The organism is Microbacterium oxydans (assembly GCF_000956405.1).
In the GTDB taxonomy this organism is placed as follows: domain Bacteria; phylum Actinomycetota; class Actinomycetes; order Actinomycetales; family Microbacteriaceae; genus Microbacterium; species Microbacterium oxydans_C.
The window spans coordinates 1-25,868 of record NZ_JYIV01000008.1 but is presented as its reverse complement, the minus strand read 5'-3'; the positions used below and the strand labels follow the sequence as shown (position 1 = coordinate 25,868).

Genomic DNA, 25,868 nt, shown 5'->3' with positions numbered 1-25,868 from the left:
GAGACAGCCCGTCCGCCGTCCGCCTGCCTGCCCGCTGGCCCGCCCCCGCCCACTCGCCGGATCAGGCCAACACGTCGCATCAGGCCGTTCCCCGGCAGGTGTGCCTGTTGCCGCGTGAGTGCCTGATGCGGGGGCGGGCCGACCGTGCCGAAGTCACGCCGCGCCGAGGCGCCTCGGCATGCACGAGGCCGTGCTTGGCATCATCGAACGACCACGACCGGAGGCTGCACCGCCCAGGGGGGACGACGATGCCCGATCAGATCTTCACTTTCGCCGCACTCGCGCTGTACTTCGCCGCGATGCTGCTCATCGGCTGGATCGCCTTCCGGCGGACCGGCGACCATGAGGACTACATGCTCGGCGGACGGAACCTCCCGCCGTGGGTGGCCGCCCTCAGCGCGGGAGCCTCCGACATGTCCGGCTGGCTCGTGATGGGACTGCCCGGTGCGATCTACGTCTCGGGTCTCATCGAGGCCTGGATCGCGATCGGCCTCACGATCGGCGCCTACCTGAACTGGCTGCTCGTCGCTCCGAGGCTCCGGGCCTATACGCAGGTCTCCCGGAACTCGATCACGGTGCCGAGCTTCTTCGAGAACCGGCTGCGCGACACGACACGACTCCTGCGCGTGGTCTCCGGCATCGTCATCCTCGTGTTCTTCACGCTGTACATCTCCTCGGGCATGGTCGCCGGCGGAGTCTTCTTCGAGAGCTCGTTCGACGGCGACTACCTGACCGGCATGCTGCTGGTGACGGGCGTCACTCTCGCGTACACGCTCTTCGGTGGCTTCCTCGGCGCTTCGTTGACCGACGTCGTGCAGGGTCTCATGATGGTGGTCGCCCTCGTGGTGATCCCGGTCGCGGCGATCGTGGCGATCGGAGGGCTGGCGGAGACGGGCGAGCTGATCAACGAGGTCGCGCCCGACCATCTGTCCCTGCTGTCCGGAACGGCTCTCACCGGCGGCACGATCCTCGCCATCGTGTCATCTCTCGCCTGGGGGCTCGGATACTTCGGTCAGCCGCACATCATCGTCAGGTTCATGGCACTGCGCTCGCCGCAGGAGGCGAAGAGCGCGCGCCGTGTCGGCATCTCCTGGATGATCCTCTCCCTCGGCGGCGCCGTGCTGTCCGGCCTCGTCGGCATCGCCTACATCGCCAAGACCGGAGTCGACCTCGCCAACCCCGAGACGGTGGTGCTGCTGATGTCGCAGACGCTGCTGCATCCGTTCGTCGCCGGTCTCGTGCTCGCGGCGGTGCTCGCTGCGATCATGAGCACGATCTCCAGTCAGCTGATCGTGTGCTCGTCGGCGCTGGTCGAGGATCTGTACGGGGTGTTCCGGCGGACGCCGCCCTCGCAGAAGACGCTCATGCTGATGGGGCGGCTCGGCGTGCTCGGTGTGGCGGTCGTCGCGGCGGTGCTCGCGATCACCCCGAACGACACGATCCTCGGCCTCGTCTCGTTCGCATGGGCCGGATTCGGCGCCGCGTTCGGCCCGGTCATCCTGCTCAGCCTCTACTGGCGTCGGCTCACGAACTGGGGTGCCCTCGCGGGGATGTTCGTCGGGGCCGCGACCGTGTTCATCTGGAAGGCGCTCGACACGGGGCTCTACGAACTCCTTCCCGCGTTCGTGCTCGCCATGGTCGCCGCGGTCGTGGTCAGCCTCCTCACCTACACGCACGACGAGGAGATCCAGCAGGAGTTCACCGATACCGGCGCGATGGTGGCGCTGCCCCGTCCACACGCCGTCGGCGACACCCCCTAGAGGAGTCGCGGTCCGGACGGACGACGGCCTCGCGGGGTCAGGTCGCCCGAGGGGGCAGGTCTCCCGCGTCGCGTGACCGCCAGATCAGGCCATCACGCCGCATCAGGCCGATTGTGGCCCGAGCGGCCTGACATGGCGTGTTGGCCTGATCTGGCGTGTGATGAGTCAGGGGCCTGACCTGGCGTGTTGGCCCGACATGGCGTGTGATGAGTCAGCGGCATGACCTCGCGTGATCGCCTGATCTGGCGTGCGAGGGCGAGGGGTTGAGGGTCGGACGCACAGCGGCCGAACGGGGAATCAGGCGGTCGCGGCGCGCAGCGCGATGCGGATCATGTCGCCGAACGTCTGCTCCCGCTCCTGGGCGGTAGTCTCCTCGCCCGTGAGGATGTGATCACTCACGGTGCAGATGGCGAGGGCACGCCGACCGTGGTACGCCGCGAGAGTGTAGAGCCCGGCCGCCTCCATCTCGACGCCGAGGATGCCGTGCTGCACGAAGGGCTGCGTGAGCTCGGGGCGGGTGCTGTAGAACTGGTCGCTCGAGAACAGCTGTCCCACGTGCACCGTCGACTCGAGCTGTTCGGCCTCGCTCGCCTCGACAGCGGCACGCAGCAGCGAGAAGTCGGCCACGGGCGCATAGTCGAGGCCGTGGAAGCGCACCCGGTTGATGCCGGAGTCGGTGCTGGCACCGTTCGCGATGATGATGTCGCGGACCTTGACCCGTTCTGTGAGCGCTCCGCACGAGCCGACCCGCACGATCGTCTGCACGTCATAGGCGTCGAACAGCTCGTTCGCATAGATCGCCATCGACGGCTGTCCCATGCCCGAGCCCTGCACCGAGACCCGATGCCCCTCCCAGGTGCCCGTGAAACCGAGCATGCCGCGCGTCTCGGAGTAGAGCTCCGCATCGTCGAGGAAGGTCTCGGCGATCCACTTCGCACGCAGCGGATCGCCGGGGAACAGGACGATGGGGGCGATCTGACCGGGCTCTGCGGCGATATGCGTGCTCATGGCCTCAGCGTAGCCAGCCTCACCCCGGAGCGCCTGCGAGCCCTAGCGCAGTGATGAGCTCGTACGCGGCCGAGCGTGCCTGCACGATCACCGTGCCCACCTGCACGCCCTTCGCCGATACGGAGAGGAGCAGTTGTCCGTATGGCGCGAGGATGAAGCTGAGCAGCGACAGCTGACTCTGCCCGATGGACACCGAGACCACGGCGGAAAGGCTCGGCTCGGTGCCCCTCGAGATGATCTCCGCCTCGGCTCTGGCGACGGCGAACAGCGAGCCGTTCATGGCCGCCAGGCGGTCCCCGGTCTCGCCGAGTGCGCCGACCGAGGCGATGTGCAGGCCGTCGGCGGTCGACAGCACGGCCGTGGTCAGCTCGGGGAAGCGTTCTTCGAGACGACGCAGCCGAGTGAGCGCGGCCTGACTGACCACGCCCGACCAGAGCGTCCAGTTCGCGGCCAGATCCGGGTGCATGAGCACTCCGTCCTGCGTCGATCCCTGTCCGCCGGTCGACGAGGCGTCTTCGGCGCGGAGGGGGACGTTCATGACTCTCCTTCCGGGAGGTCCAGGGCGAGGCACGCGACCCGCATCACGCTCTCGCGGTCGCGTGCATCGGCCGTGAGAACACGGGCGAGGGGTATCCCGTACCGCTCGAGACTGCCGCCGAGGGTCTGACGCACCTCGTCGATCGCGTCGCCGGTCACGTGGGTGACGGCGATCACCAGCCGCTCCTGGTCGCTGGTGAAACGCGGCAGCCACTCGTCGGCGTCCGCGGTGATGCTCCCGCGGTCCGCACGCAGCCACAGCAGGATGCGGGTGTCGGAGGCTGACGAGCTCTGCCGCGCGTCGGCGAAGCGGTTCTGACCCGGGACGCCGATGAGCGCCACCGAGATCTCCTCCGTGGGTTTCCACGTGCCGTAGTCGAGTCCCACCGTGGTGGTCGTCTTGTCGGCGTCGCCGTACTCCGCTGAGCCTGCCGAGATGGGGACGTCGGTGTCGACGGGCGTGACATCGCTCAGTGCGCGCACCGCCGTGGTCTTGCCCGCGCCGACCGGTCCCGCGAAGACGAGGCGGAACCTCGTCGGCAGGTTCGACCGCCGTCGGCGCACGCGCCTCGTCGCCGAGTCTCCGGCAGCTCCGACTGTCGAACCCCCGGAGTCGGTCAAGCGTTCAGAGCCGCCACGTGGCGGTTCACGGCGGACCGGAGCAGAGCGATGTTCGTCGCCTGGCGGTCGGCGGCGAGGTAGATGAACGTGTCGTCATCGATCATCTTGAGCAGGTGCAGCTGCGTGTCGAGCGTCAGCAGCATGTCTTCGAGCGCGGCCTCGATGCGGAGTGCATCGATCGTCTTCCGCTTGTTCTTGACCATCTCGCTGTTGTACGCGCTCGCGACGTCGAGGTCGAAGTCCGGCCGAACCGAGTTCGAGGCGAGCGGCAGACCGGATTCGACATCGACCACGGAGGCCCCGATGAATCCGTTGATGTCGTTCGCGATGTCGGCGATGAGTGCGTTCAGTTGATCTTGCGTGGCCATGATGATGCATCCCCAGTTCCGTCGCCGCGCAGGTGACCGCACCGTGCGGTCGCCCCCAGTGCGCAGACGAACAGATAAAGTGTATAACGTTACCGACTGTGCGATGGAACGGCGGACGGACACGCCCTGGCGAGGCGGCTCAGCCCTCGCGACGGCGCACGATCTCGTCGATCCAGAGCGGCGCGAATGGAGAGGTGCAGCCTGGCGCGGTCGGATAGTCGGCGAGCACCTGCAGGCGCTCGCCGATCTCCCGTGCCCTGGTGCGATGCTCGGGGTGGAAGATGCCGATGTTCGCGAGGGTCTCGTTCATGGACCACTGCAGGCGAGACGGCGCTGTCGACAGGTCCCGTTCGATCAGGTCGAGCAGGTGCGGAAGATCCAGGCCGTCGGGGTCCTTCGTCACGCGCACCGTCGTGAGCGACCACGCGGCGGCGGCCACAGTGGGGTCGGCGTCGTCGAACCAGCGCAGTCGCAGCTCCTCGGCGAGCGGGCTCTTTTTGATGACGTAGTTGACGAACCAGTCGTTGACCTTGGGCGGTCGGGTGTCGCGCAGCATGGCGTCGAGCTGGTCGGCGGTGAAGTCGCTGGGGCGGCAGATCAGAAGGGCGAGCAGTCGCGCGGACGTCTCGCCCGTTGCCCACAGGTCTTCGGCGAGGGGCTGATCCGTCTTGATGCGCTTCGCCAGCGCGCGCAGTCGGCTGAGGTTGATTCCGTGGTCGTCGCCGCGCTTCTCATTCGCCGCACGCACCTTCGGGTCTTCCAGCGCGGCGAGTTCTCCGAGCGCTTCGACGGTGTTCATCTCCCCAGCGTAGGCCGCTTCGAATCGCGCGAATGGTTCGATTCCGGCGCCGGATACCACCAGTTGCGCGATTCGAAAGCCGGGGTCACTCCTCGTCGACCAGCTCGCCGCGGATGCGACGGAGGTCTTCCATGAGCGACCCGATCAGGATCCAGTGCTGTGACGACGGCGGACGGATCACCAGGGGAGCGGTGAGGGCGGGGATCGCGGACGTCACGTCGTCCGGCTCCGGGAGCGCCTCCGCGATCTGCACGGCGAGACGCACGTCGTGGCCCGCCCGCCGCAGCTGCTCGGCGATCGCGGTGACGGCCGGTTCCTCGCCGATCGTGTCGTCGTAGTGGTCGAAGTACGCGCGGGTCATGCCGATGGTCTGGGTGACGATGGGGGAGAGCCGGTCGAGCAGTGCCCGCAGCTCGCGCAGGTCGGCGCGATGAGTGGAGCGCCGCGGGTTCAGGGTGAGCGACTCCTCTCCGGCGGCGATCGCGGCCTCTGCTGCCTCCTTCATCGGACGCAGCAGCCGCACCTCCAGCATCAGCTCCTGCAGCTTCGCGGCGGTCTGCGGTTCGGGCAGCGCGTCGGCCAGGCGGTCGAGGCTGGCGGCGAGCTCGCGGCCCAGCAGGCCCACGTCCCGGCGGGCGGGGGCGACCAGCACCGGCGGCACGATGAGCGCGTTCACGACGATGCCGATCACCACGCCGATCAGCGTCTCCACGATGCGGGCGAATGCGTACTCGGGGCTGGATGACCCCAGCGCCAGCACCAGCATGGCGGAGATCGCGACCTGGTTCCCGGTGCCCGGAGAGGCGCGGAAGATCCACGCCACCAGCATCGCGACCACGATCGCGAGCAGCACGATCCAGCTCGGCGACCCCAGCAGCAGACCCAGCGCCACCGCGATCACGACACCCGCGATCACCCCGATGCTGCGCTCGAGCGCCTTCGACAGCGACTGGTTCACGCTGGGCTGCACGACCAGGAGGGCGGCGATCGCGGCGAAGACGGGCAGCTGCGCCGGGAACACCCAGCCGGCGATGAGCCAGGCGGCGATGGTCGCGGCTGCCGACTTCACGACCTGCAGCAGCGGAGAGCGCTGTGAGGCACGGATCGCGGCGGGGATGCGCATGACCTCAACGCTAGTCGTGCCAGTGGGTGCGCCGGGGAGCGCCGCGAGGGGGTGGGTCGCGCGCGCACCGGAATGTCGGGGAACCGTCGGCGGATGTCAACCCCGTCGCCGATCCGCGCGATCTGCGGCTGAATGGGATCACACGAACGACGAACAGTGAGGAGCATCCCATGGTGCAGATCATCGAGACCATCGACGTCGACGTTCCCGTCCGCACGGTATACAACCAGTGGACGCAGTTCGAGAGCTTCCCGAAGTTCCTCGACGAGGTCGAATCGATCACCCAGATCGACGACACGCACACCCACTGGAAGGTGAAGGTCGGTGGCGCGACCCGCGAGTTCGACGCCGAGATCACCGAGCAGCACCCGGATGAGCGCGTCGCGTGGAAGAGCACGGGTGGCGAGACCGAGCACGCGGGAGTGGTGACGTTCCACACGCTCACCGACACCTCGACGCGTGTCACGGTGCAGCTCGACTGGGAGCCGGAGGGGCTGCTCGAGAAGCTGGGCTCGCTGGTCGGCGCGGGGGGTCACGCCGTGAAGAAGGACCTCGAGAACTTCAAGGAGTTCATCGAAGGCCGTGGGGTCGAGACCGGCTCGTGGCGCGGCGACGTGGAAGCCTGACCGGAGATCAGATGCAGGGAAGGCCCGACGGCTCAGCCGTCGGGCCTTCTCCATGTCGGAAGCCCGGATGGATGGGGTTCCGCGCGTCGGAGACGCGTGCTTGCATGGGCGCATGGAGGAGGACGCGAAGCTGCGCGCCGAGACGAGGGCGGTCTGGGCGACCGTGCTCTGCTTCGTGCTCGCTGCGGTCGCGGGCATGGCGGTGCTGGGCGGTGAGTCCCGGCCGCTCACCGGCGAGGGCGCGCTCGCGATGCCGGCGGCGGTGGTCGCCGGGGTCATCGCGGCAGGGGCCTTCCTCACCAGCACGCTGATGCACCGCAGGCGCGAGACCGCGTCGATGCCGCGGTGGCAGGCGGTGGTGTCCGACCTGTCGACCGGAGCCCTGACCATCGCGTTCGGGGCCGTCACCGTGATGGGAGTGCTGCTCGCCGCGGAGGTGCTGGCGGCCGGGCTGCAGGGCTTGCGGCTCGCGGCGGTCGGCGGTGGCGTTCTGACCGGCGTGGCCGCAGCGGTCGGCGGACGCTTCGCCTTCGGAGCGGGCGTCGACCTGCGCACGTCCGACCTCGCTGCGCTCCTGTTCGGCTTCCTCGTCATCGGCACCCTGTTCGCGATGGTCACCGCCGCCGATCCCCGCTGGTGGGAGCGGAACTTCTCCCAGCTCGGAGTCGGGTGGGCGTTCAACGGCACGCTCGTGGTCGCCGGCCTCCTCGTCGCGACCGTCGGCTCGTACATCGGCCGTGACCTGCACCGACTGCTCGGCGACGTCGCGCTCTCCCGCATCGCCGTCGTCGTGGCGCTGTGGGCGGCGGCGGGTATCGCGCTCGCCGCGGTCGGGCTGCTGCCGCTTCATCGAGTGCCGGTGCCGCACGACATCGCGGCGTTCGGCGCGCTCGTGCTGTTCGCCGCCGCCGCTGCCACCACGGTCGCGAGGATCCCTGGACGTCCTCGTGCGCTGTCGATCACCTCGATCGGTGTGGGTCTGCTGGTCGTGATCGCGGTGGCGCTGTGGGTGCTCTTCGGCCTGTACTCCACAACCGCGGTCGAGGCGATCGTCGTCGGGCTCGGGTTGCTGTGGATGGCGACGCTCGTGCGTGTGCTCGCGATCCTGGTGCCGCGCGGGTCCCGACCGTCCGGGCAGCCGCAGCTCATGCGCGCGCTCGCCGAATCAGGCCATCACGCGGATTCAGGCAGTTTTCGCGCGGATCGGCCTGAATCGGCGTGACTGCCTGATCCGGCGGGCCTGATCCGGCGGGCTCGACCGCACGGGCTCGACCCACGGGCGGGCGGTCAGCGTGTGGCGAGAGCTTCCTGCACGCGCACGCGGATCACGGGGAGGGGTGTATCGGGGCGGCGCGGGGGGATCGCTATCACCAGGTTCCCGAGGGGGTCGGCCTCCCGCGCGTCCGCGGGGTCGATGACGGTCCGGAAGGGCAGTTCGGAGCCATCGGTCATGAGCTCCACCGATCGAACGGACCGCGGGTGGATGCCCCGCACGGTCAGCTCCTCGTCCGGCCAGGCGATGAGGTGCAGGAACAGCGAATCGCCGTTGCGCGTCGAGGGTCCGTAGAACTGCCACGGCTCGAGCCCTCGATCCGCGCCGACGACGCTCTCCCCGTGCCGGGCCATCCACTCGCTGATGGTCTGCAGCATGGCCGACTCCTGCGCCGGCAGGGCGCCTGTCTCGTCCGGGCCGACATTGAGCAGCAGCGTGCCCCCATGTGCCACGGAATCCACGAGAGTCCGCAGGATCGTCCCCGGGCTCTTGTAGTTCAGGTCGCGGGGGTCCCACCCCCAGGTGTTGTTCATGGTCAGGCAGGTCTCCCAGAGCTGTGCCCCGTCGGATGCGGGCGATGTCTGCTCCGGAGTCCGGTAGTCGCCGACCCCGGGGAGACGGTCGTTCAACACGATGTCGGGTTGCAGTGAGCGGATGTGGCGCTCGAGGTCCCGACTGTCCCACTCGGCCTCGGTGCGCTCCCAGCCACCGTCGAACCACAGCAGGTCGATCCGCCCGTAACCCGTGAGCAGCTCGGTGAGTTCCGCCTTCAGTCCTTCGCGGTAGCGCGACCACTCCACTGGGCTCGAGCGGGGGTACTCCTCGAACGAGTAGGGCGCGAACTCCGGGCGCCAGGCAGGGTAGTCGTTGTCCGACCAGTCCGAGAGGGAATAGTACAGACCGACGCGCAGCCTCTGCTCACGGAACGCCTCGACGTACTCGCGGACGAGGTCGCCGCCACGTCGTCCATAGGGCGAGCGCGCGATCGACAGTGCGGTGGCGGTGCTCGGCCATGATGCCCAGCCGGAGTGGTGCTTAGCCGTGAAGACCGCATACGACATCCCCGCGTCGCGCGCGGCGCGTGCCAGAGCGCGAGGGTCCCACGAGTCCGGATCGAAGTCGTCGACGTGCTTCAGGTAGTCGACGGGGGCATGTTCGGCCACCCCCGAGCCGTCGTCGCTGGTCAGGCCCACCATCGGCCACGAGAGGTCCACCCCGAGCTGGCTGGCCTGGTCGAAGTGGATGAAGAGTCCGAAGTTGGCGGCGGCGAACCAGCGCACGCGGTCGGGATGGTCGAGGGGGAGCGCGGTTGCGTGGGGCATGGAGATCTCATCGTCGAAGGGCGGAGTGCGGCCCTACTCGCCCCGGAACAGCCGGGGTTGACAGTGGGCCGAGACCGAACCTACACTCGCAGGGCGATCTAGGCAACCGTTTGCCTAGATCGCCCAGACAATCGGTTACCCACCCGTCGCCGCCTACTCAACGAGGAGATCCACGATGAAATCACCGCGCCGCGCCACGCGCCTGGCCGTCGTCGCCACCGGCCTGACCGCTGCCCTCGCTCTCGCGGGCTGTTCCGCCCCATCGAGCAGCACGACGGATGATGGTCGAACGATCTTGAGCGTCTACGGCTGGAAGGGGACGGAGGGCGAGCCGGCCAATGTCGCGGAGATCAATGCGGCCTTCGAGAAGGCGAATCCCGACATCAAGCTCGAGTTCGAGGCCATCCCCGCCAACGAGGCCTACTCGCAGCGTGTGCAGCCCGAACTCCTCGCCGGGGACTCCGCAGACGTGCTCATGGTCGACAGCAACCTGCTGGCCACGTGGGGCGACTCGGGGTACCTGGCCGACCTGTCCGACGCGCCGTGGGCCGCAGACGTAGACCCCGCGATCGAGGGTTTCGCCTCGCAGGATGGAACGCTCCTGGCGATGCCGATGGAAGCGATCGGCGTCGGGCTCTTCTCCAACACCGCGCTGCTGAACGAGGTCGGGATCACCGAGGTGCCGACGGACTGGGACGGATTCATCGCCGCCCTCAAAGGGCTGAAAGCCGCGGGCTACGATCCGATCACCCTGCCGGACAAGGGGGGATGGACGGGGGCGATGGCACTCCTGAACGCCGCAGCCAGCACGGTCGACGCGGACTGGGACGAGAAGTTCTTCGCCGGCGACGCGAGCTTCACGGACTGGAAGCCCGCGGTCGAGCAGCTCATGGCATTGCAGGACGAGGGATTGCTCGACTGGAAGACCGAGCTCGGCGAGGACGAGTGGTCGCAGGGAGCGGCCGACTTCGAGGCGGGCAAGACCGGCTTCTGGCTCCAGGGGGCGTGGAACCTCGCCGGTGTCGAAGAAGCGGGCATCGATGCGCAGTTCACCGCGTGGCCGGGTGCCACGTCCGGCACCGCTCCGAACGCCCTGGTCTTCGCGGGCACGATGTGGGCGATCAATGACGCCTCTCCGGTGAAGGAGGCGGCGGAGAAGTACGTGGAGTTCTGGTCGGAGCCCGAGAACCTGGCGCCTTTCCTCGAAGCGGAGAACGCCATCTCCCCCTTCTCCGACGGGAGCACTCCGGCCAGTGAGGCGGCGGCTCCCTTCACGGCGTCGTGGGATGCGGGCGACTTCCGGTTCATGCAGACCAACACCTGGATGGCCGGCGACGTGCAGACGCAGCTGGGTTCGCGGCTCCAGGCCCTCTTCCTCGGCGAGATCACGACCGACGAGCTCCTCGACGAGCTCGACTCCCTCGCGAAGACCGAGAACTGACGCTCCGGGCGCGTCCGGCACTCGCCGCCGGATGCGCCCGCTCGAACCCGAAAGCATGCCGTGATCACCAAACGCCCCCTCGTCGCGCTGGGATTCGTCCTCCCCGCGGTCGCCGTGTACGCCCTCCTCGTGCTGTATCCGCTCGGGAGCGGCCTCTGGCTGAGCCTCACCGACAGCCGGGGAGGGCCCAGGGCCGACTTCGTCGGACTCGACCAATACGCCCGGCTGCTCGGCGACCGGGAGGTCATGCGGGCGATCGGCACGACGCTCATCTACGCCGTCGTCGTGGTGTTCTTCCAGAACCTGTTCGGCTTGTTGCTCGCCCGCGCCCTCTACCTGCGCCCGCGCATCCGCAAGGTCGTGAGCGTGCTGATCCTGATGCCCACGCTGGTCGCTCCGGTGATGGCATCGTTCATCTTCTCGTCGTTGTACGCCCCCGACGGCACCCTCAACCAGGTGCTCCGGTCGCTCGGCCTCGACGCGCTCACCCGCATCTGGCTCGGCTCACCGGACACGGCGCTGTGGGCGGTCGCGCTCGTGAACATCTGGATGTTCGCGGGGTACTCGGCGGCGATCTTCCTCGCCGGCTACCTCGCGCTTCCCGCGGACGTGCTCGAGGCAGCGGACCTCGACGGCGCCAGCGGATTCCGTCGTTTCCGCACGATCGAATGGCCACTGCTGGCGCCGTCGCTGACCGTGAACGTCACGTTGTCGCTGATCGGTTCACTCAAGGTCTTCGAGTTCCCGTTCGTGCTCACGAACGGTGGGCCGGCGGGATCCACCACCACGCTCACGCTCCTGATCTACCGCAAGGTCTTCGGCGGCGCCGGCGAGTTCGCCTACGGCATCACGATCGCGGTGCTCCTCCTCGTCATCGTGCTCGTCCTGAGCAACGTGGCCACCTCCGTCCTGCGCATGCGCGAAAAGAGGATCTGACATGTCCGCCTCCATTCCTCAGCTCCCGATGAGACGGCGATCGATCGGAGCGAAGAGCGCTCGCGTGATCGGTGACGTCGGCCTGTTCATCGGGGTCGCCCTGCTCCTGATCCCCTTCGCCTTCGCCGTTCTCACCGCGATCCGTCCCGCCGCCGACGTGTCGGCATCCCCGCTCGGGTGGCCGGAGCACCTCACCCTCGACAATGTGGTGGATGCCTTCGTGCGGCTGAACTACCTCCAGAGCGCCGCGAACACCGTCATCATCCTCGTGGCTTCGGCGACCCTCACCGTCATCCTCGGCGCGATGGCGAGCTATCCGCTCAGCCGGGTCACGAGGAGCTGGTCGAGCGGCACCTACCGGCTCTTCATCATCGGCACCACGATCCCGATCTTCGTGCTCATCGCGCCGCTCTACCTGCTGGTCCGCGACCTGCACCTGCTGGGCACGCACGTCAGCGTCATCCTCATCTACACCGCCATGAACCTGCCCATCGCCGTGTTCTTCTACACGAGCTTCATGCGCCAGGTTCCCCAGGAGCTGGAGGAGGCGGCCGCGATCGACGGCGCCGGTCCGCTGCGGATCTTCTTCACCGTGATCTTCCCGCTGTTGAACCCGGTCACGGCGACGCTCATCACCTATGTAAGCCTCGCCGTCTGGAACGACCTGATCATCCCCCTGGTCTTCCTCCAGGGGGAGCAGAACAGGACGATCATGGCGAACGCGTACGCCCTGATCGACCCGAACACCGTCGAGCCGACGACCCTGTTCCCGGCCGCACTGCTCGGGGCGCTCCCGCTGATCCTCGTCTTCAGCTGGCTCCAGCGATACGTCGTCGCGGGGATGTCGGCCGGAGCCGTCAAGTCCTGACCTGGTCCCGCATCGACGGATGTCGCCGGTGCTCGTGAGAAAGGAAATGCAATGTCGCAATCCCTATCGATGAGGTCGTCCCGGCCGCGAAGGCGCCGCGCCCGCGCCGTCGTGGCGCTGGCGGCTGCAGCCTTGATGACCGCTGCGGGACTCGTCGCCGCGGCTCCGGCGACCGCGGCGAGCACGACCTACTACGTCGACTGCTCCGCCTCGACCAACGGCACCGGAACGCAGAACGCCCCGTGGAACTCCGTCACGGCGGCGAAGCCCGCGAGTGGTGCGTTCGTCGCGGGTGACACCGTGCTGTTGAAGGCGGGCACCGCGTGCACGGGCTCGTTCGTCGCGGTCGGAAGCGGCTCGGCCTCCGCCCCCATTCGCCTCGGCTCCTATGGGAAGGGAGCGAAGCCCATCATCAACGGCGGTGGCACCGTCGAAGCTCCCGTCGTGATCCGCAACGTCAGCTACTGGACCGTCGAGGGACTGGAGGTGACCAACGTCGCAGCCGCCGAGGGCAAGCGCAGCGGCGTCCTCATCGAGAACACGGGCAACGCGGTGCTCCGCGGCATCCGTGTCGCGAGTCTCGACGTGCACGATGTGACGGGGCAGTCGAACCGCACGGCGAGCGATCGCTACGTGTCGGCGGGAATCCAGGTGAGGCTGCCGGCGAAGTCCTCGGGCCTGACGGGCTCCTTCGACGGCGTGACGATCGAGGACAACTCCGTGCGTGATGTGCGCTCGATGGGCATCGCGGTCGTGGGGTCGCCGAACGGGGACGACACGATCAACCACAACCGCAACGTCGTGATCCGCGGCAACTCGGTCATCCGCGCGGCCGCCGACTCGATCCTCATCGGCGTATCGATCGACCCCCTCGTCGAACGCAACATCAGCTACGACGCGGGCTACAACGCCAGCAACCGTGGCGCGATCGCCGGCATCTGGGCCTACACGAGCGCGAACCCCGTGTTCCAGTTCAACGAGTCCGCTCGCACCCAGCCGGGTCCCGACTCGATGGGCTGGGACTGCGACTGGGGCATCACCGGATCGTGCACCTACCAGTACAACTACAGCCACGAGAACACGGGCGGCTTCTACCTCGAATGCCTCACCTGCTTCGGTCCGGGGCAGACGGATGTGCCGAAGCTCACGATCCGCTACAACGTGTCGCAGGGGGAGGGGTTCATCAACAGCGCGGGCGGGAACGTGCGCCTCGAGATGTACAACAACACGCTCTACAACCCCGACCGGCCGTTCGATGTCCGGCTGCCAGCCCACTCCCTCGTCGCGAACAACATCTTCGTCGGCAGCGGCCTGACGCGCTTCGACACCGATCGCGGGATCACGGTCGACCGCAACGTGTACCACGGCTTCTCCGGGCCTGCGGCCGACGTGGACGCGATCAACGCCGACCCGCTCTTCGCGGATCCCGGCACAGGGCGGGACGGGATCGACACCGTCGCCGGGTACAAGCTCCGAGCGGGGTCTCCGGCGATCGGGGCCGGCCGTCTCATCGCCGACAACGGCGGGCGCGACTACTGGGGCAATGCCGTGGCGGCGACCGCAGCCCCGACGATCGGCGCCTATGCCGGCGCGCCCGTCACCACCCCGCCTCCTGCCTCACCCGGCGTCGCCAACGGCGGGTTCGAGAACGGCTCCGCGGCGTGGAGCCTCTTCGGCGGTGCCACCACAGGGGCCGCCGGGGCGCACTCCGGAACGAAGGCCCTCGCGTTGAGCGGCTACGCAGGAGCGGAGCAGACCGTCACCGGGCTGCAGCCGAACACCACCTACACGCTCACGGGGTGGGCGAAGGCTGGTTCGTCGTCGGCGCCTGTCTCCGTGGGCGTCAAATCGTTCGGCGGACAGGAGACCGCGCAGACCGTCACCGCGACCGACTACACCCGGGCGGTGACGACCTTCACCACGGGGGCGACATCGACGAGTGCCGTCATCTATTGCTACAAGCCCACCGGTGTGACCGGCTACTGCGACGATCTGTCCGTCGACGGGCTCCTGAGGAATGGCGGGTTCGAGAGCGGCCGGCTGTCCCCCTGGACCAGCATCTGGGCGAACGATGACGACAACTTCGTCGTGCCGCAACAGCAGCAGGGGGGACGCTTCGCCGTGCAGACCTCACTCAACGGGCACAAGGGCATCGAGCAGACGGTGGCGTTGGAACCCGGAGCGACGTACACGCTGTCCGGCTGGGCGAAGGTCGCCAAGGCCGGCGAGGAGGTGCGGATCGGCGTGTACTCGTTCGGCAACCCCGAGCAGTTCGTCTCGGTGACCTCGACGTCGTACACGAAGGTCTCGACCACCTTCACGGTGGGAGCCGGAAGCTCCTCGGCGAAGGTCTACTGCCTGAAGGAGACAGGTCTCGATATCGGCTTCTGCGACTCTCTGGCACTGACCAGGGTCGGTTGATCATGACGGGCGGGTGCCTCCAGGCGCGCCCGCCCGTCCCAGACATGAGGAGGTCAGGATGGTACGCATCCGAGAAGCGGCGATTCCCGCCGTGATCACCGTCGTCCTGCTGTCCGGATGCACGAGCACGATCGACGTTCCCGTGCAACCGGAGCCCATGGACGCCCACGAGGTCGTCCTCACGGTCGACGGCACCGACGTGGACATCGCCGGCCTCCAACACTGCGCGCTGCGGGAGCGGGCCTCGGTCTACGACGTGGTGATGCGCGAGTACGGGGTTCCCGATGGCCCGGGTTTCTGGACGACCGAGGTCGGCGAGACGACGCCCAGCGCGCTCCTCCTCGACCGGGCCGTCGCTCGGTGTGCGGCCGACACGGTACGACGAGATCGAGCTGTGCGGCTCGGGGCGATCGACGACCCGAGTTTCGACGCGCTGCTCGCCCGTCTCGAGGCGCGCAACGCGGACCGGGAGCGACGCCACGAGGCGGGCGAGGTACTGTACGGGCCGGTGGAGTACACGCTCGTGGATTTCGAGAGCAAGGAGTTCGCCGACTTCGCCACGATCGAGGAGAAGGCGGCCGCGGAGTCGTTGCGCGGCGACGTCGCACGGGTGGATGCCTTCATCGCGACGCGACCCGACCTGCAGGCGGAGCCGGATGCCGAGCGAGCGCGTGCCATCGCCGTACAGATGATGGCACGCGACCTGGTCGACTCCGAGATCTCGCAGGCGGTCACGTCGGCAGAGGTCGTGCCAGACTTGGACTGGTTCGCGAACGTGGACGTCACCGACCTCCTCGCCGAGACGACGGAATCCAGCGGCTAGCGCGCGTGAAGAGGGAAGTCATGAAGAACGTCACTCTGAAAGACGTCGCCAGGATCAGCGGGGTCTCCGTTCCCACGGTCTCGCGCGTGCTCAACGGAGGTGGACACGTCTCGGAGGAGACCCGCAGACGCATCCACGAAGCCGCCGACCAGCTCGACTTCCGTCCGAACGTGCTCGCACAGTCGTTCGCCCTCGGACGGAGCTTCACGGTGGGCGTGCTCGCTCAGAAGGCCTCCGGAAACTTCTCGACCCCGGTCATCACCGGCATCATCGACGAACTCAGCAAGCGCGATATCGCCGTCCTGGTCTACGACGACGAGGACGACCCGCGTGCACGTCCGCAGAACCTCCGCACCCTGCAGGCGAGGAAGGTCGACGGCATCATCGTGGTCGGCGACGGCACCGACACTCCTTTCCCTTCGATCTCCTCCCTCTTCCAGGTCCCTGTCGTCCACGCGTTCGGTGTCTCCGACGGCGCCGAGGACACATGTCTGCTCCCGGACGATCGGCAGGCGGGGCGACTCGCCGCCGAGCACCTCCTCCAGCAGGGGCGAGAGCGCATCGCCCACGTGACGGCGATGCCGCACTCGCGTGCGGTGCAGGACAGGTCGTCCGGATTCTCGGACTCCCTCGAGGACGCGGGGCACGAACTCGTCATCCCGCCGCTGCACGGCGACTGGACGACGCGGTGGGGGTTCCAGGCCGGCGTGGAGCTGGCGGCGAAGGCCGAAGAGTTCGACGCGATCTTCTGCGCCAACGACTACATCGCCATCGGTGTCGCCCGCGCCCTGGAGCGTCGAGGCATTCGCGTCCCCGACGACGTCGCCCTCGTCGGCTACGACAACTGGTCGAAGTACAGCGGCAGCCCCGACCGCTTCCTCACCTCGGTGGATCCTCATCTCGAAGTGCTCGGCCGCTCGGCGGCGACGACTCTCCTCGCCACGTCGCGTGAGGCGGGCGTCGTGCTGCAGGCCTGTGAACTCGTCCCCGGTGTGTCCTCCGGCGCGCTGTCGCCAGAGGGGTGGGACTGGGCGGCTCCTCGTTAGTCGCGCACGGTCTCGCTCCCCGAGTCAGGCGACGCGCGGAATCAGGCCATCACGCGGATTCAGGCAGTTTTCGCGCGGATCGGCCTGAGTCGGCGTGACTGCCTGATCCGGCGGGCTCGGTGCCGCACGAAAGATAGGGCATCTGTCCGATGTCCCCCGGGTACCTCAGAGCGGAGTGTAGGGATACAGCGAACCGTCGAGGAGAACCCCATGTTCGAGCACCCCTATCTCCACCAGCAGCTCACCAGGCACGACCAGGAGCAGATGGAGCGCGCCGCCGCGAGGCGCCTCTCCCTGGTCGAGCACGCCGACCAGATCGTGCCGCGACCGGAAGGAGCGCTGCGGCGGATGCTCCGCCTCGCGTTCGGTCGTGCGGCGCGCGAGGAGACGGCGGCTCCGGCGACGGCGCGGGTCGCGACCGCGTGCGACACGGTGCCGGCGCACGCGCGGTGAGCAGCGCCATCGCGCACGGCGAACAGCGGACGGACCCGGATGTCGGTCGGGGGTGGGACGATGAGTCCATGCCCTCTTCCGCATCGAGCGCTGCGATGGTCGGCCGCGAGGCCGAGCTCGCAGAGGTGCGCCGATCCTTCGCAGGGGTGCGCGACGGCATCCCCGCAGCTCTGCTCGTCGAGGGCGAGGCAGGTATCGGCAAATCTCGGCTGCTGCGCGAGTTCGCCACCGAGATCGCACCGACCGCCGATGTGCACGTCGGGTGGTGCCTCGACCTCGGTGCTTCGCGCACGCCGTACGGTCCGCTCACCGGAATCCTCCGTTCGATCGTCCTGTGCATGGGCGTCGACCGGGTGCGCGAGTCGGTGGGCGTGGGGGTCGAGGCTCTCGGCATGCTGCTGCCCGAGCTCGTCGACGCCCCGACCGATCGCGATCGCACGAGTCCGGAGCGTCTGCGCGACGCCATCGCCTCGCTCATCGAAGCGGCGGCCGAACGTGCGCCTCAGGTGCTCGTGGTCGAAGACCTGCACTGGGCCGATGAGTCCACACTCGCCATCCTCTCCTTCCTGCTGCGGGCCCTCAGCCGCGGCCGCATCCTGCTCCTCCTCACCAGCCGCACCGACGACGTGCGCCGGGGCGATGCGGTGAGCCGTTTCATCGGCGAGGCCACCAGAGCACGGCTGCTCGAGCGCCTCACTCTCGGACGCCTCGACGAGGCAGCGGTGCGAGAGCTCGCCGAGCAGATCACCGGCAGCGCGCTCACCGAGAGCGCGCTCGACCGCATGCAGGAGCGGGCGGAGGGCGTGCCCTTCTTCATCGAGGAGATCGCCGGGTGCTCGAACGGTCCGCTCCCCGACGGTCTCCGTGACCTCCTGCTCGCCCGGTTCGACCGGCTCGGCGACGACGCGCGTCACGTCGTGCAGGTCGTCTCCGGTGCGGAGCGCCCGCTCTCGCATCCGCTCATCACGAGCCTGGTCGACCTGCCGGAGCAGCGACTCGACGAGGCGATCCGCGAGGCGACCCGCAGCGGCATCCTCGTGATCGGCGACGACGACTACCGGTTCCGGCATGCCCTGCTGCGCGAAGCCGTGCACGACGACCTGCTCCCCGGTGAGCGGGCACGCCTGCACCGCGCCTACGCCGAAGCGCTCGAAGCCCAATGCGCCGGATCCGATTCCAGCGATGCCGCCGCGCTCGCCTATCACTGGCAGCTGGCGCAGGATGACCGCAAGGCCCTGGTCGCCGCGGCCGACGCGATGCGTCACGCGAAAGGACAGTACGCCTTCGCGAGCGCCGCCCGTTTCGGCGAGCTGGCGCTGGAGCTCTGGCCACTCGTGCCCGACGCCGCCGACGCGGCCCGCATCGAGCGGCTCGACCTTCTCCTGGTGCTCGGCTCCATCCTGCGCAATGCGGGAGACGGTGAACGGGCGCTCGCCGTGGCCAACGTCGCGCTCGCCGAGGTCGACCCGGAGACGGTCGATCCGCGGCTGCATGCACGCCTGCTCCGCAACAAGGCGCTGTACCTCGTGAACCTGGGGCGTCTCGGTGCGATCCCGCTGCTGCAGCAGGCGCTCGCGATCGCCGACGAGCGGATCGGCGACGAGGTGTTCCGCGCCGAGCTGTTGAACCAGCTCGCCAGCCGCCGCATGATCGCGGGTGATCGCGAGGAGGCGATCCGGCTCGCCGACGAGGCCGAGCGTGGGGCGGCCGGGGCCGAATCCACTGACCAGCTGTCGATCGCCGCGAACGTGCGCGGTGGCTCCCTGGCGCACCTGGGCCGCGTCGATGAAGGCGTGCGCGAGTATGAACGTGCGCGCGAGCTCGCGACGGGTTCCACCGCGGAGATGCGCTATCGGGTCAACTACTCCGACCTGCTCACACTGCTGGGGCGCTACCGCGAGGCCGTCGAGGTCGCGGAGGAGGGGCTGCGGCGTGCCCGCGAGCTCAGGGTCGAACGCACATCAGGGTCGATCATGGCGCAGAACATGGTCGTCCCCCTGCTCGAGCTCGGCGAGATCGAGCGGGTCGAGGAGATGCTGTCGCGCGACTTCGTGCAGGGGACCCTGCGCGTGTTCCGCATGTACATGAGCATGACGCGCGTGCGGGTGCTGGCCTGGCGAGGACGATCGGCGGAAGCCGCAGAACTCCTGCAGGCGTGGTTGCCCGCGTTCGAGGAGACGGGCGTCTCCGAGAGGCAGATCTGGTACGACCGGGTGATGATGATCGTCGCCGTGGCCGAGAGTCGGGGCGATCTCCGCGGGGCGCTCGACGCGATCCTCGAGATGCTGAAGGACGATGAGCCGGCGCTGCTGCACCAGCGTCGACTGCTGCTGGAGGGCGGAGCCATCATCGCCGAGCTGAGGGCGGCGGGATCGGACGTCGATGCGGCGTCCACCGCGGTCCGCACCGCGTGGTCGGCCCAACCGGTGCAGCTGCAGCGCGACGCATGGGAGACGATCCTCGACGCCCTCCTCGATCCACGCCCTGATGCCCTCGCGGAGGCGATCCGGTGCGCGGAGGGGGAGGATGTCCCGGTCGTCTTCCGGGCCGTCCTCAGGCTGGAGCTCGCGCGCGTGCTGGTCCACGGTGGAGACCGGATCGCTGCGGGTTCAGTGCTGGCCGAGGCTGCCGCACTCGCCGAGTCTCTCGGCAACGCCCAGGTGCAGGCGGCGGTCTCCCGGTTCGCCACAGACGCGGGGCTGAGGAGCGAGGCGGTGGCCACGTCGGGCGCCGATCCGCTCACCGCGAGGGAGCGTCAGGTGCTCGCGCTCATCGCCGAGGGGCTGAGCAACCGGCAGATCGGCGAGCGTCTGTTCATCAGTGTGAAGACCGTGAGCGTGCATGTCTCGGCCGTGCTGCGCAAGCTCGGAGTGAGCACGCGGACGGAGGCTGCTCTTCTCGAGAAGAATGCACAGTCCCGTACTGCGACGGAGCACGCCGTGGTAGCGTGACAGAACGCGCGTGTCGGATGTTCCGACTCGGCGTAGGCCGTGCAAACGGCTAAGTCAACAGAAAGTAGAAACACATGGCCACTGGCACTGTGAAATGGTTCAACGCGGAAAAGGGCTTCGGCTTCATCGCTCCCGATGACGGCTCGGACGACCTTTTCGCCCACTACTCGGCTATCGCCGGCTCCGGTTTCAAGGAGCTCCGCGAGAACCAGAAGGTCGAATTCGACGCTGAGCGTGGCCCCAAGGGCATGCAGGCGGCGAACATCCGCGCTCTCTGAGCGCGCGCTGACTTCCTGAAACCGGTCGGATCCTCACGGATCCGGCCGGTTTTTTCGTGCCCTGTCGCCGTTCGAATCGCGCGAATGGTTCCATCCGGGCACGATCCACGACCATTTGCGCGATTCGAACGAGGAACCTCGGGGTGAGGATCACCTAACCTCCGTGTTAGATTAGGCCAGGCTTACCAAAGGCTGGGCGCATCTCCCGTGCCGCCCCCTCACCCCGAACCGAAGGAACGCCTGTGCGCACCTCTCGAATCCTCGCCATCGGCGCGGCCGCCGCGCTCGCCATCGGCCTCTCCGCCTGTGCATCCTCCGCCCCGGAGTCGACCTCGACCACCGGTGGCAACCCCGCCTCCGACGACGCCTTCCCCGTCACCGTCGAGCACATCTACGGCGAGACCACGATCACCGAGAAGCCCGGACGCGTGGCGACCGTCGCCTGGGCGAACCACGAGGTGCCGCTGGCACTGGGCATCGTCCCGGTCGGCATGAGCAAGGCGGCCTGGGGTGACGACGACGACAACGGCGTGCTGCCCTGGGTCGAGGAGAAGCTCGATGAGCTGGGCGCCGAGACGCCGGTGCTGTTCGACGAGAGCGATGGCATCGACTACGAGGCCGTCGCCGACACCGAGCCCGACGTGATCCTCGCCGCCTACTCCGGGCTGACGCAGGAGGAGTACGACACCCTCTCCAAGATCGCCCCGGTCATCGCGTACCCGAAAGTCGCCTGGGGGACCTCGGTCGACGAGATGATCGAGCTGGACTCCAAGGCTCTCGGCCTCGAGAAGGAGGGCAAGGCCCTGATCGAGCAGCTGGACGCCGATGCGCAGACGGCCCTCGACGCGAACAGCGTGCTCAAGGACAAGAAGGTCCTCTTCTCCTACATCGACCCGACCGATCTCAGCCAGATCGGGTACTACACGGCGATCGACACCCGTCCGGGCTACCTCCACAGCCTGGGCCTGCCGTTCCCCTCGATCGTCGAGGAGAACAAGGACAGCGACCAGTTCTACCTGACCGTCAGTGCGGAAGAGGCGCAGAAGTTCGACGACGTCGACCTGTTCATCACCTACGGCGACGAGTCGATCATCCCGCTGCTGCAGGCCGACCCGCTGCTGTCCAAGATCCCGGCCATCGCCGAGGGACGCATCGCCGTCCTGCCTGACGCCACCCCGATCGCGGCCTCCGCGAACCCGTCGCCGCTGTCGATCCCGTGGGGACTCAGCGACTACCTCGCCCTCCTGGCTGCACCGCTGTCCAAGTAGTCGTTCGATCCGCAGCAGCGGAGTGAATACTCAGTGACCTCAGCAACCGTCATCGCCCCGGCTCCGGGTGCCGCAGACCTGCGGCGCCCGGTGCTGGTGCGAACCATCTGGCTCCTGGTCGGGCTGGTGGTGCTCGTCGTCCTCAGCATCCTGTCGATCTCCTTCGGCGTGCGCGCGGTCTCGTTCGACGACATCGTCGCCGCCCTCAGCGGCCACACCGACACGATCGCCGAGGCCGCGATCGTGAAGCGCATCCCCCGCACCGTGCTCGCGCTCCTCGTCGGGGCCGCGCTCGCCCTCTCCGGAGCGACCATGCAGGCGGTCACGCGGAACCCGATCGCCGACCCCGGCATCCTCGGCGTCTCGAACGGCGCCTCGCTCGCGGTCGTCTGCGGCATCGCCTTCTTCGGACTCGCCGACCCGTACGGGCAGATGGCCTTCGCGATCGCGGGAGCGGGTCTGGCTGCGGTCTTCGTCTACACGGTCGGCTCGCTCGGGCGCGGGGGAGCGACCCCTCTCAAGCTCGCACTTGCGGGAGCGGCGACATCGGCCGCGTTCGCCTCGCTCATCAGCGCGGTCATGCTGCCCCGCGTCGACCTGATGCAGACGTTCCAGTCCTGGCAGATCGGCGGCGTCGGCGGAGCGGAGTGGCCGCGCATCGCCCTGACCGCGCCGGTGCTCGCGGTCGGTGCCCTCATCTGCTTCCTGTGCTCGCGCGGCATGAACTCCCTCGCCCTCGGCGACGAGATGGCCAAGGGGCTCGGCGAGAACGTGTTCCGCACCCGCATGATCTCGGCGTTGGGAGCCGTGATCCTCGCTGGGGCCGCGACCGCGATCGCGGGGCCCATCGGGTTCGTCGGGCTCATCATCCCGCACGTCTGCCGCATGCTCGTGGGGACCGACCACCGCTGGCTGCTTCCCTTCTCGGCCATCGCCGGTGCCGCACTGCTGACCGCGAGCGACATCGTCGGCCGCGTGATCGCCCCATCGTCGGAGGAGATCCAGGTCGGCATCATCACCGCCATCATCGGAGCCCCGTTCTTCATCTGGATCGTCCGCCGGCAGAAGGTGCGTGAGCTGTGAGCGCGACCGAGCACGCCGAGCACACCCTCGAACGCGGCGAGGAGTCCGCCGCCGCCCGCATCGCGCGGATCGTCGCGGGCCGACGATCGCGCCACCGTCGTCACGCGATCGCCACGATCGTGCTCGGCGTCCTGGTCCTCGCCCTCTTCGCGGTCGCTCTCATGGTGGGGAACACGTTCTACACGCCCGACCAGGTGATCCGCGTGATCCTCGGCGAGACCGTGCCCGGTGCCTCGTTCACGGTCGGCGACCTGCGCCTGCCGCGCGCGGTGCTGGCCGTGCTCACGGGGATCGCCTTCGGCATGGCGGGCGTCTGCTTCCAGACGATGCTGCGGAATCCCCTCGCCTCGCCCGACATCATCGGCATCTCCAACGGTGCCGGAGCTGCAGCCGTGTTCGGCATCATCGTGCTGTCCGTCAACGGGCCGGTCGTGTCGCTGCTCGCCCTCGTCGGCGCCGTGGTCACGGCCTTCGTGATCTACCTCCTCTCGATCAAGGGCGGCTTCGCCGGCACGCGACTCATCCTGATCGGGATCGGCGTCGCGGCGATGCTGCAGAGCGTCATCTCCTACCTGCTGTCGCGCGCAGCGAACTGGGACATCCAGACCGCGCTGCAGTGGCTGACCGGCAGCCTCAACAACGCATCGTGGGAGCGGGTGCTGCCGATGGCGATCGCCGCAGCGATCATCGTGCCGCTGATGCTGTCGCAGGGTCGCGCGCTCGGAGCCCTTCAGCTGGGCGACGATTCGGCTGCGGGGCTCGGCATCCGTGTCAACGCCACACGTCTGCTGCTCATCCTCGGCGCGGTCGCGCTGCTGGCGTTCGCGACCGCGGCCACCGGCCCCATCGCGTTCGTCGCGTTCATGGCGGGTCCCATCGCGGCGCGCATCACGGGTCCGGGCGCGAACCTGCTCCTGCCGTCTGCCTTCGTCGGTGCCGTGCTCGTGCTCGCCGGCGACCTCATCGGCCAGTTCGCCTTCGGGACCCGCTACCCCGTCGGTGTCATCACCGGCGTCGTCGGCGCTCCGTATCTGATCTATCTGCTCATCCGCACCAACCGCTCCGGGGGTTCGCTATGACCGTCTCGCACAGCCTGTCCGCCGAGGGCGTCACCCTCGCGTACGGCGACCGCACCATCATCGACGGCCTCGACCTGCAGATCGCCCCCGGTCGCATCACGACCATCGTGGGAGCGAACGGATGCGGCAAGTCGACGCTGCTGCGCTCGCTGGCCCGTCTGCTGTCCCCGAGCGACGGGCAGATCGTGCTCGACGGCAAGTCCGTGCACGCCCGCCCGACCAAGGAGGTCGCGCGCATCCTCGGGCTGCTGCCGCAGTCGCCCGTCGCGCCGGAGGGTATCGCGGTCGCCGATCTGGTCGGCCGCGGACGGCATCCGCACCAGAAGATGCTCGCCCGTTGGAGCACGCACGACTACGAGGTGGTGGCCGACGCCCTCGACGCGACCGGCATCTCCGACCTCGCCGACCGCAGCGTCGACGAACTCTCCGGTGGACAGCGTCAGCGCGTGTGGATCGCGATGGCCCTCGCGCAGGAGACCGACATCCTGCTGCTGGACGAGCCGACCACCTTCCTCGACGTCGCTCACCAGGTCGAGGTGCTCGACCTGCTCACCGACCTGAGCGTCTCGCGTGGCACGACCATCGTCATGGTGCTGCACGACCTCAACCTCGCCGCCCGTTACGCAGACGAACTCGTCGCCATGAAAGACGGGCGCGTGCACGCGACGGGGGCGCCGCAGGACATCGTCACCGCCGAACTCGTCGAAGAGGTCTTCGGCCTCGCCAATCAGATCACCATCGACCCGGTCTCCGGCAAGCCGATGGTCACACCCATCGGGAGGCACCATGTCCGCTGAGACGACCACGACCGAGCGCCCGACCTACATCCTCACCCGAGCCGAGGTGCGGGCGGTCACGCGCGTCTCGCCCTCCTTCGTGCGGGTGACCTTCGGCGGAGACGAGCTGTTCGAGTTCGGCACGCCCGGCGAAGTGTTCGACAGCCGCATCAAGCTGGTGTTCCCGCCCGCATCCGGAGTGCTGCCTGAGCTCGACAGGGCATCGGACAACTGGTGGCAGGCCTTCCTCGCGGTGCCGGAGGAGGAGCGCGGCTCCATGCGCACCTACTCCGTGCGCGAGCTGCGGGTCGACCCTGCCACGGGCACCGAGGTCGACGTCGACTTCGTGCTGCACCTCGAGCCGGGACTCACCGGACCCGCGTCGCTGTGGGCGAGCCAGGCCGCGGTCGGACAGCAGCTGTACCTGGTCGGGCCGCGTCGTGGTGTGGACGTCGACCTGCACGGAGGGGCCGAGTTCGCCCCCGGTACCGCGGCATCGGTCGTGCTCGCGGGCGACGAGACGGCTGCTCCGGCAATCGCCCGCATCCTGGAGGACGCGCCTCGCGACCTGCGCGGTGTCGCCTTCATCGAGGTGCCCTCGCCCGCCGACATCCTCCGCATCGACGCGCCGTCGGGGGTCGAGGTGCACTGGCTGCCCCGCGACGCCGGCGAACCGCACGGGCTGCGTCTGATCCCCGCCGTGCTCGGCTACCTCGGAGATGCCGACGCCGGGGACGAGATCCGCGTCAAGGACATCGACGGTGACGACCTGCTGTGGGAGACGCCGGAGTACTCCGGACTGGGCGAGGACATCGCCACGGCCGAGGCTCCTGCCGAACGCTACTTCTGGATCGCAGGGGAGAGCGGCGTGGTCACCACCCTGCGTCGCCACCTCGTCAAGGACCTCGGCATCGACCGCAGCCAGGTGGCCTTCATGGGCTACTGGCGCCGCGGTGTCGCCATGCGCGGCTGACCCTAGCCCATGAAGGCCACCTGGCTGCGGTCGAT

At 68.5% G+C, this 25,868-nt stretch carries 24 protein-coding genes; 17 read left to right on the top strand and 7 right to left on the bottom strand.

The features are described 5' to 3' along the window. Positions 1 to 248: 248 nt before the first annotated feature. Positions 249 to 1,760: a sodium/proline symporter PutP gene (gene putP / locus RN51_RS00570; protein ID WP_045262103.1), complete on the top strand. Its 1,512-nt coding sequence runs from the start codon at positions 249 to 251 to the stop codon at positions 1,758 to 1,760. A gap of 297 nt (positions 1,761 to 2,057) precedes the next feature. On the opposite strand, the gene deoD is transcribed toward putP, so the two are convergent. From deoD to RN51_RS00540, 6 genes are all read right to left on the bottom strand, one after another. Further along, complete coding sequence (gene deoD / locus RN51_RS00565; protein WP_045262102.1) at positions 2,058 to 2,768, bottom strand: purine-nucleoside phosphorylase; 711 nt, start codon at positions 2,766 to 2,768, stop codon at positions 2,058 to 2,060. A gap of 19 nt (positions 2,769 to 2,787) precedes the next feature. After that, positions 2,788 to 3,306 carry a hypothetical protein gene (locus tag RN51_RS00560; RefSeq protein WP_052674521.1) on the bottom strand — a complete coding sequence of 173 codons (519 nt, stop codon included), beginning with the start codon at positions 3,304 to 3,306 and terminating at the stop codon, positions 2,788 to 2,790. After that, complete coding sequence (locus tag RN51_RS00555; protein ID WP_052674520.1) at positions 3,303 to 3,869, bottom strand: GTP-binding protein; 567 nt, start codon at positions 3,867 to 3,869, stop codon at positions 3,303 to 3,305. Before RN51_RS00555 ends, RN51_RS00560 begins: the two co-directional genes overlap by 4 nt. 53 nt (positions 3,870 to 3,922) lie before the next feature. Further along, positions 3,923 to 4,294 carry a hypothetical protein gene (locus RN51_RS00550; protein ID WP_045262101.1) on the bottom strand — a complete coding sequence of 124 codons (372 nt, stop codon included), beginning with the start codon at positions 4,292 to 4,294 and terminating at the stop codon, positions 3,923 to 3,925. Positions 4,295 to 4,433: 139 nt separating this feature from the next. Further along, positions 4,434 to 5,093: a DNA alkylation repair protein gene (locus RN51_RS00545; RefSeq protein WP_045262106.1), complete on the bottom strand. Its 660-nt coding sequence runs from the start codon at positions 5,091 to 5,093 to the stop codon at positions 4,434 to 4,436. Between the two features lie 85 nt (positions 5,094 to 5,178). Continuing rightward, positions 5,179 to 6,216 (bottom strand): FUSC family protein, encoded by a 1,038-nt coding sequence (locus tag RN51_RS00540; protein ID WP_045262100.1) that lies wholly within the window; start codon positions 6,214 to 6,216, stop codon positions 5,179 to 5,181. A gap of 170 nt (positions 6,217 to 6,386) precedes the next feature. On the opposite strand from RN51_RS00540, the gene RN51_RS00535 reads away from it, so the two are divergent. Beyond that, entirely contained in the window at positions 6,387 to 6,842 is a 456-nt protein-coding gene (locus RN51_RS00535) for an SRPBCC family protein (RefSeq protein ID WP_045262099.1), read from the top strand. Between the two features lie 112 nt (positions 6,843 to 6,954). After that, entirely contained in the window at positions 6,955 to 8,064 is a 1,110-nt protein-coding gene (locus RN51_RS00530; protein WP_231579167.1) for a DUF998 domain-containing protein, read from the top strand. Positions 8,065 to 8,129: 65 nt separating this feature from the next. Here RN51_RS00530 and RN51_RS00525 read toward each other — a convergent pair whose 3' ends face one another. After that, positions 8,130 to 9,437 (bottom strand): alpha-L-fucosidase, encoded by a 1,308-nt coding sequence (locus tag RN51_RS00525; RefSeq protein WP_045262098.1) that lies wholly within the window; start codon positions 9,435 to 9,437, stop codon positions 8,130 to 8,132. 175 nt (positions 9,438 to 9,612) lie between these two features. Here RN51_RS00525 and RN51_RS00520 point away from each other — a divergent pair, with 175 nt between their 5' ends. From RN51_RS00520 to RN51_RS00455, 14 genes are all read left to right on the top strand, one after another. Then, positions 9,613 to 10,878, top strand: a complete 1,266-nt coding sequence (locus RN51_RS00520; RefSeq protein WP_045262097.1) for an ABC transporter substrate-binding protein — start codon at positions 9,613 to 9,615, stop codon at positions 10,876 to 10,878. A 60-nt stretch (positions 10,879 to 10,938) separates the two neighbouring features. Beyond that, positions 10,939 to 11,814, top strand: a complete 876-nt coding sequence (locus RN51_RS00515) for a carbohydrate ABC transporter permease (protein WP_045262096.1) — start codon at positions 10,939 to 10,941, stop codon at positions 11,812 to 11,814. Between the two features lies 1 nt (position 11,815). Next, positions 11,816 to 12,682, top strand: coding sequence for a carbohydrate ABC transporter permease (locus RN51_RS00510; RefSeq protein ID WP_045262095.1), 867 nt, complete (start codon positions 11,816 to 11,818; stop codon positions 12,680 to 12,682). Positions 12,683 to 12,733: 51 nt separating this feature from the next. After that, the gene (locus tag RN51_RS00505; protein ID WP_082066177.1) at positions 12,734 to 15,103 is read left to right on the top strand and encodes a carbohydrate binding domain-containing protein; all 2,370 of its coding nucleotides are present in this window, start codon (positions 12,734 to 12,736) and stop codon (positions 15,101 to 15,103) included. Between the two features lie 58 nt (positions 15,104 to 15,161). Continuing rightward, complete coding sequence (locus RN51_RS18490; RefSeq protein ID WP_045262093.1) at positions 15,162 to 15,926, top strand: hypothetical protein; 765 nt, start codon at positions 15,162 to 15,164, stop codon at positions 15,924 to 15,926. A gap of 20 nt (positions 15,927 to 15,946) precedes the next feature. Further along, positions 15,947 to 16,972 carry a LacI family DNA-binding transcriptional regulator gene (locus tag RN51_RS18485; protein ID WP_045262092.1) on the top strand — a complete coding sequence of 342 codons (1,026 nt, stop codon included), beginning with the start codon at positions 15,947 to 15,949 and terminating at the stop codon, positions 16,970 to 16,972. 210 nt (positions 16,973 to 17,182) lie between these two features. Next, the gene (locus tag RN51_RS18305) at positions 17,183 to 17,425 is read left to right on the top strand and encodes a hypothetical protein (RefSeq protein WP_045262091.1); all 243 of its coding nucleotides are present in this window, start codon (positions 17,183 to 17,185) and stop codon (positions 17,423 to 17,425) included. 68 nt (positions 17,426 to 17,493) lie between these two features. Beyond that, on the top strand, positions 17,494 to 20,376 hold the full coding sequence (locus RN51_RS00485) for a helix-turn-helix transcriptional regulator (protein WP_156149047.1): 2,883 nt from the start codon (positions 17,494 to 17,496) through the stop codon (positions 20,374 to 20,376). A 74-nt stretch (positions 20,377 to 20,450) separates the two neighbouring features. Continuing rightward, a complete protein-coding gene (locus RN51_RS00480) occupies positions 20,451 to 20,654 on the top strand; it encodes a cold-shock protein (protein WP_017831237.1) in 204 nt (67 codons plus the stop codon). 242 nt (positions 20,655 to 20,896) lie between these two features. Then, positions 20,897 to 21,922 (top strand): iron-siderophore ABC transporter substrate-binding protein, encoded by a 1,026-nt coding sequence (locus tag RN51_RS00475; RefSeq protein ID WP_045262089.1) that lies wholly within the window; start codon positions 20,897 to 20,899, stop codon positions 21,920 to 21,922. Positions 21,923 to 21,955: 33 nt separating this feature from the next. After that, positions 21,956 to 23,005, top strand: a complete 1,050-nt coding sequence (locus RN51_RS00470; protein WP_045262088.1) for a FecCD family ABC transporter permease — start codon at positions 21,956 to 21,958, stop codon at positions 23,003 to 23,005. Beyond that, a complete protein-coding gene (locus tag RN51_RS00465) occupies positions 23,002 to 24,084 on the top strand; it encodes a FecCD family ABC transporter permease (protein WP_052674519.1) in 1,083 nt (360 codons plus the stop codon). Before RN51_RS00470 ends, RN51_RS00465 begins: the two co-directional genes overlap by 4 nt. Further along, complete coding sequence (locus RN51_RS00460) at positions 24,081 to 24,881, top strand: ABC transporter ATP-binding protein (protein ID WP_045262087.1); 801 nt, start codon at positions 24,081 to 24,083, stop codon at positions 24,879 to 24,881. The genes RN51_RS00465 and RN51_RS00460 overlap by 4 nt, the downstream gene beginning before the upstream one ends. Then, a complete protein-coding gene (locus tag RN51_RS00455; RefSeq protein ID WP_045262086.1) occupies positions 24,871 to 25,833 on the top strand; it encodes a siderophore-interacting protein in 963 nt (320 codons plus the stop codon). The genes RN51_RS00460 and RN51_RS00455 overlap by 11 nt, the downstream gene beginning before the upstream one ends. Positions 25,834 to 25,868: the final 35 nt, after the last annotated feature.

Coding starts and splice junctions, on each gene's coding strand:
- putP (WP_045262103.1), top strand. CDS start 249: ATGCCCGATCAGATCTTCACTTTCGCCGCACTCGCGCTGTACTTCGCC.
- deoD (WP_045262102.1), bottom strand. CDS start 2,768: ATGAGCACGCATATCGCCGCAGAGCCCGGTCAGATCGCCCCCATCGTC.
- RN51_RS00560 (WP_052674521.1), bottom strand. CDS start 3,306: ATGAACGTCCCCCTCCGCGCCGAAGACGCCTCGTCGACCGGCGGACAG.
- RN51_RS00550 (WP_045262101.1), bottom strand. CDS start 4,294: ATGGCCACGCAAGATCAACTGAACGCACTCATCGCCGACATCGCGAAC.
- RN51_RS00545 (WP_045262106.1), bottom strand. CDS start 5,093: ATGAACACCGTCGAAGCGCTCGGAGAACTCGCCGCGCTGGAAGACCCG.
- RN51_RS00540 (WP_045262100.1), bottom strand. CDS start 6,216: ATGCGCATCCCCGCCGCGATCCGTGCCTCACAGCGCTCTCCGCTGCTG.
- RN51_RS00535 (WP_045262099.1), top strand. CDS start 6,387: ATGGTGCAGATCATCGAGACCATCGACGTCGACGTTCCCGTCCGCACG.
- RN51_RS00530 (WP_231579167.1), top strand. CDS start 6,955: ATGGAGGAGGACGCGAAGCTGCGCGCCGAGACGAGGGCGGTCTGGGCG.
- RN51_RS00525 (WP_045262098.1), bottom strand. CDS start 9,437: ATGCCCCACGCAACCGCGCTCCCCCTCGACCATCCCGACCGCGTGCGC.
- RN51_RS00520 (WP_045262097.1), top strand. CDS start 9,613: ATGAAATCACCGCGCCGCGCCACGCGCCTGGCCGTCGTCGCCACCGGC.
- RN51_RS00510 (WP_045262095.1), top strand. CDS start 11,816: ATGTCCGCCTCCATTCCTCAGCTCCCGATGAGACGGCGATCGATCGGA.
- RN51_RS00505 (WP_082066177.1), top strand. CDS start 12,734: ATGTCGCAATCCCTATCGATGAGGTCGTCCCGGCCGCGAAGGCGCCGC.
- RN51_RS18490 (WP_045262093.1), top strand. CDS start 15,162: ATGGTACGCATCCGAGAAGCGGCGATTCCCGCCGTGATCACCGTCGTC.
- RN51_RS18485 (WP_045262092.1), top strand. CDS start 15,947: ATGAAGAACGTCACTCTGAAAGACGTCGCCAGGATCAGCGGGGTCTCC.
- RN51_RS18305 (WP_045262091.1), top strand. CDS start 17,183: ATGTTCGAGCACCCCTATCTCCACCAGCAGCTCACCAGGCACGACCAG.
- RN51_RS00485 (WP_156149047.1), top strand. CDS start 17,494: ATGCCCTCTTCCGCATCGAGCGCTGCGATGGTCGGCCGCGAGGCCGAG.
- RN51_RS00480 (WP_017831237.1), top strand. CDS start 20,451: ATGGCCACTGGCACTGTGAAATGGTTCAACGCGGAAAAGGGCTTCGGC.
- RN51_RS00460 (WP_045262087.1), top strand. CDS start 24,081: ATGACCGTCTCGCACAGCCTGTCCGCCGAGGGCGTCACCCTCGCGTAC.
- RN51_RS00455 (WP_045262086.1), top strand. CDS start 24,871: ATGTCCGCTGAGACGACCACGACCGAGCGCCCGACCTACATCCTCACC.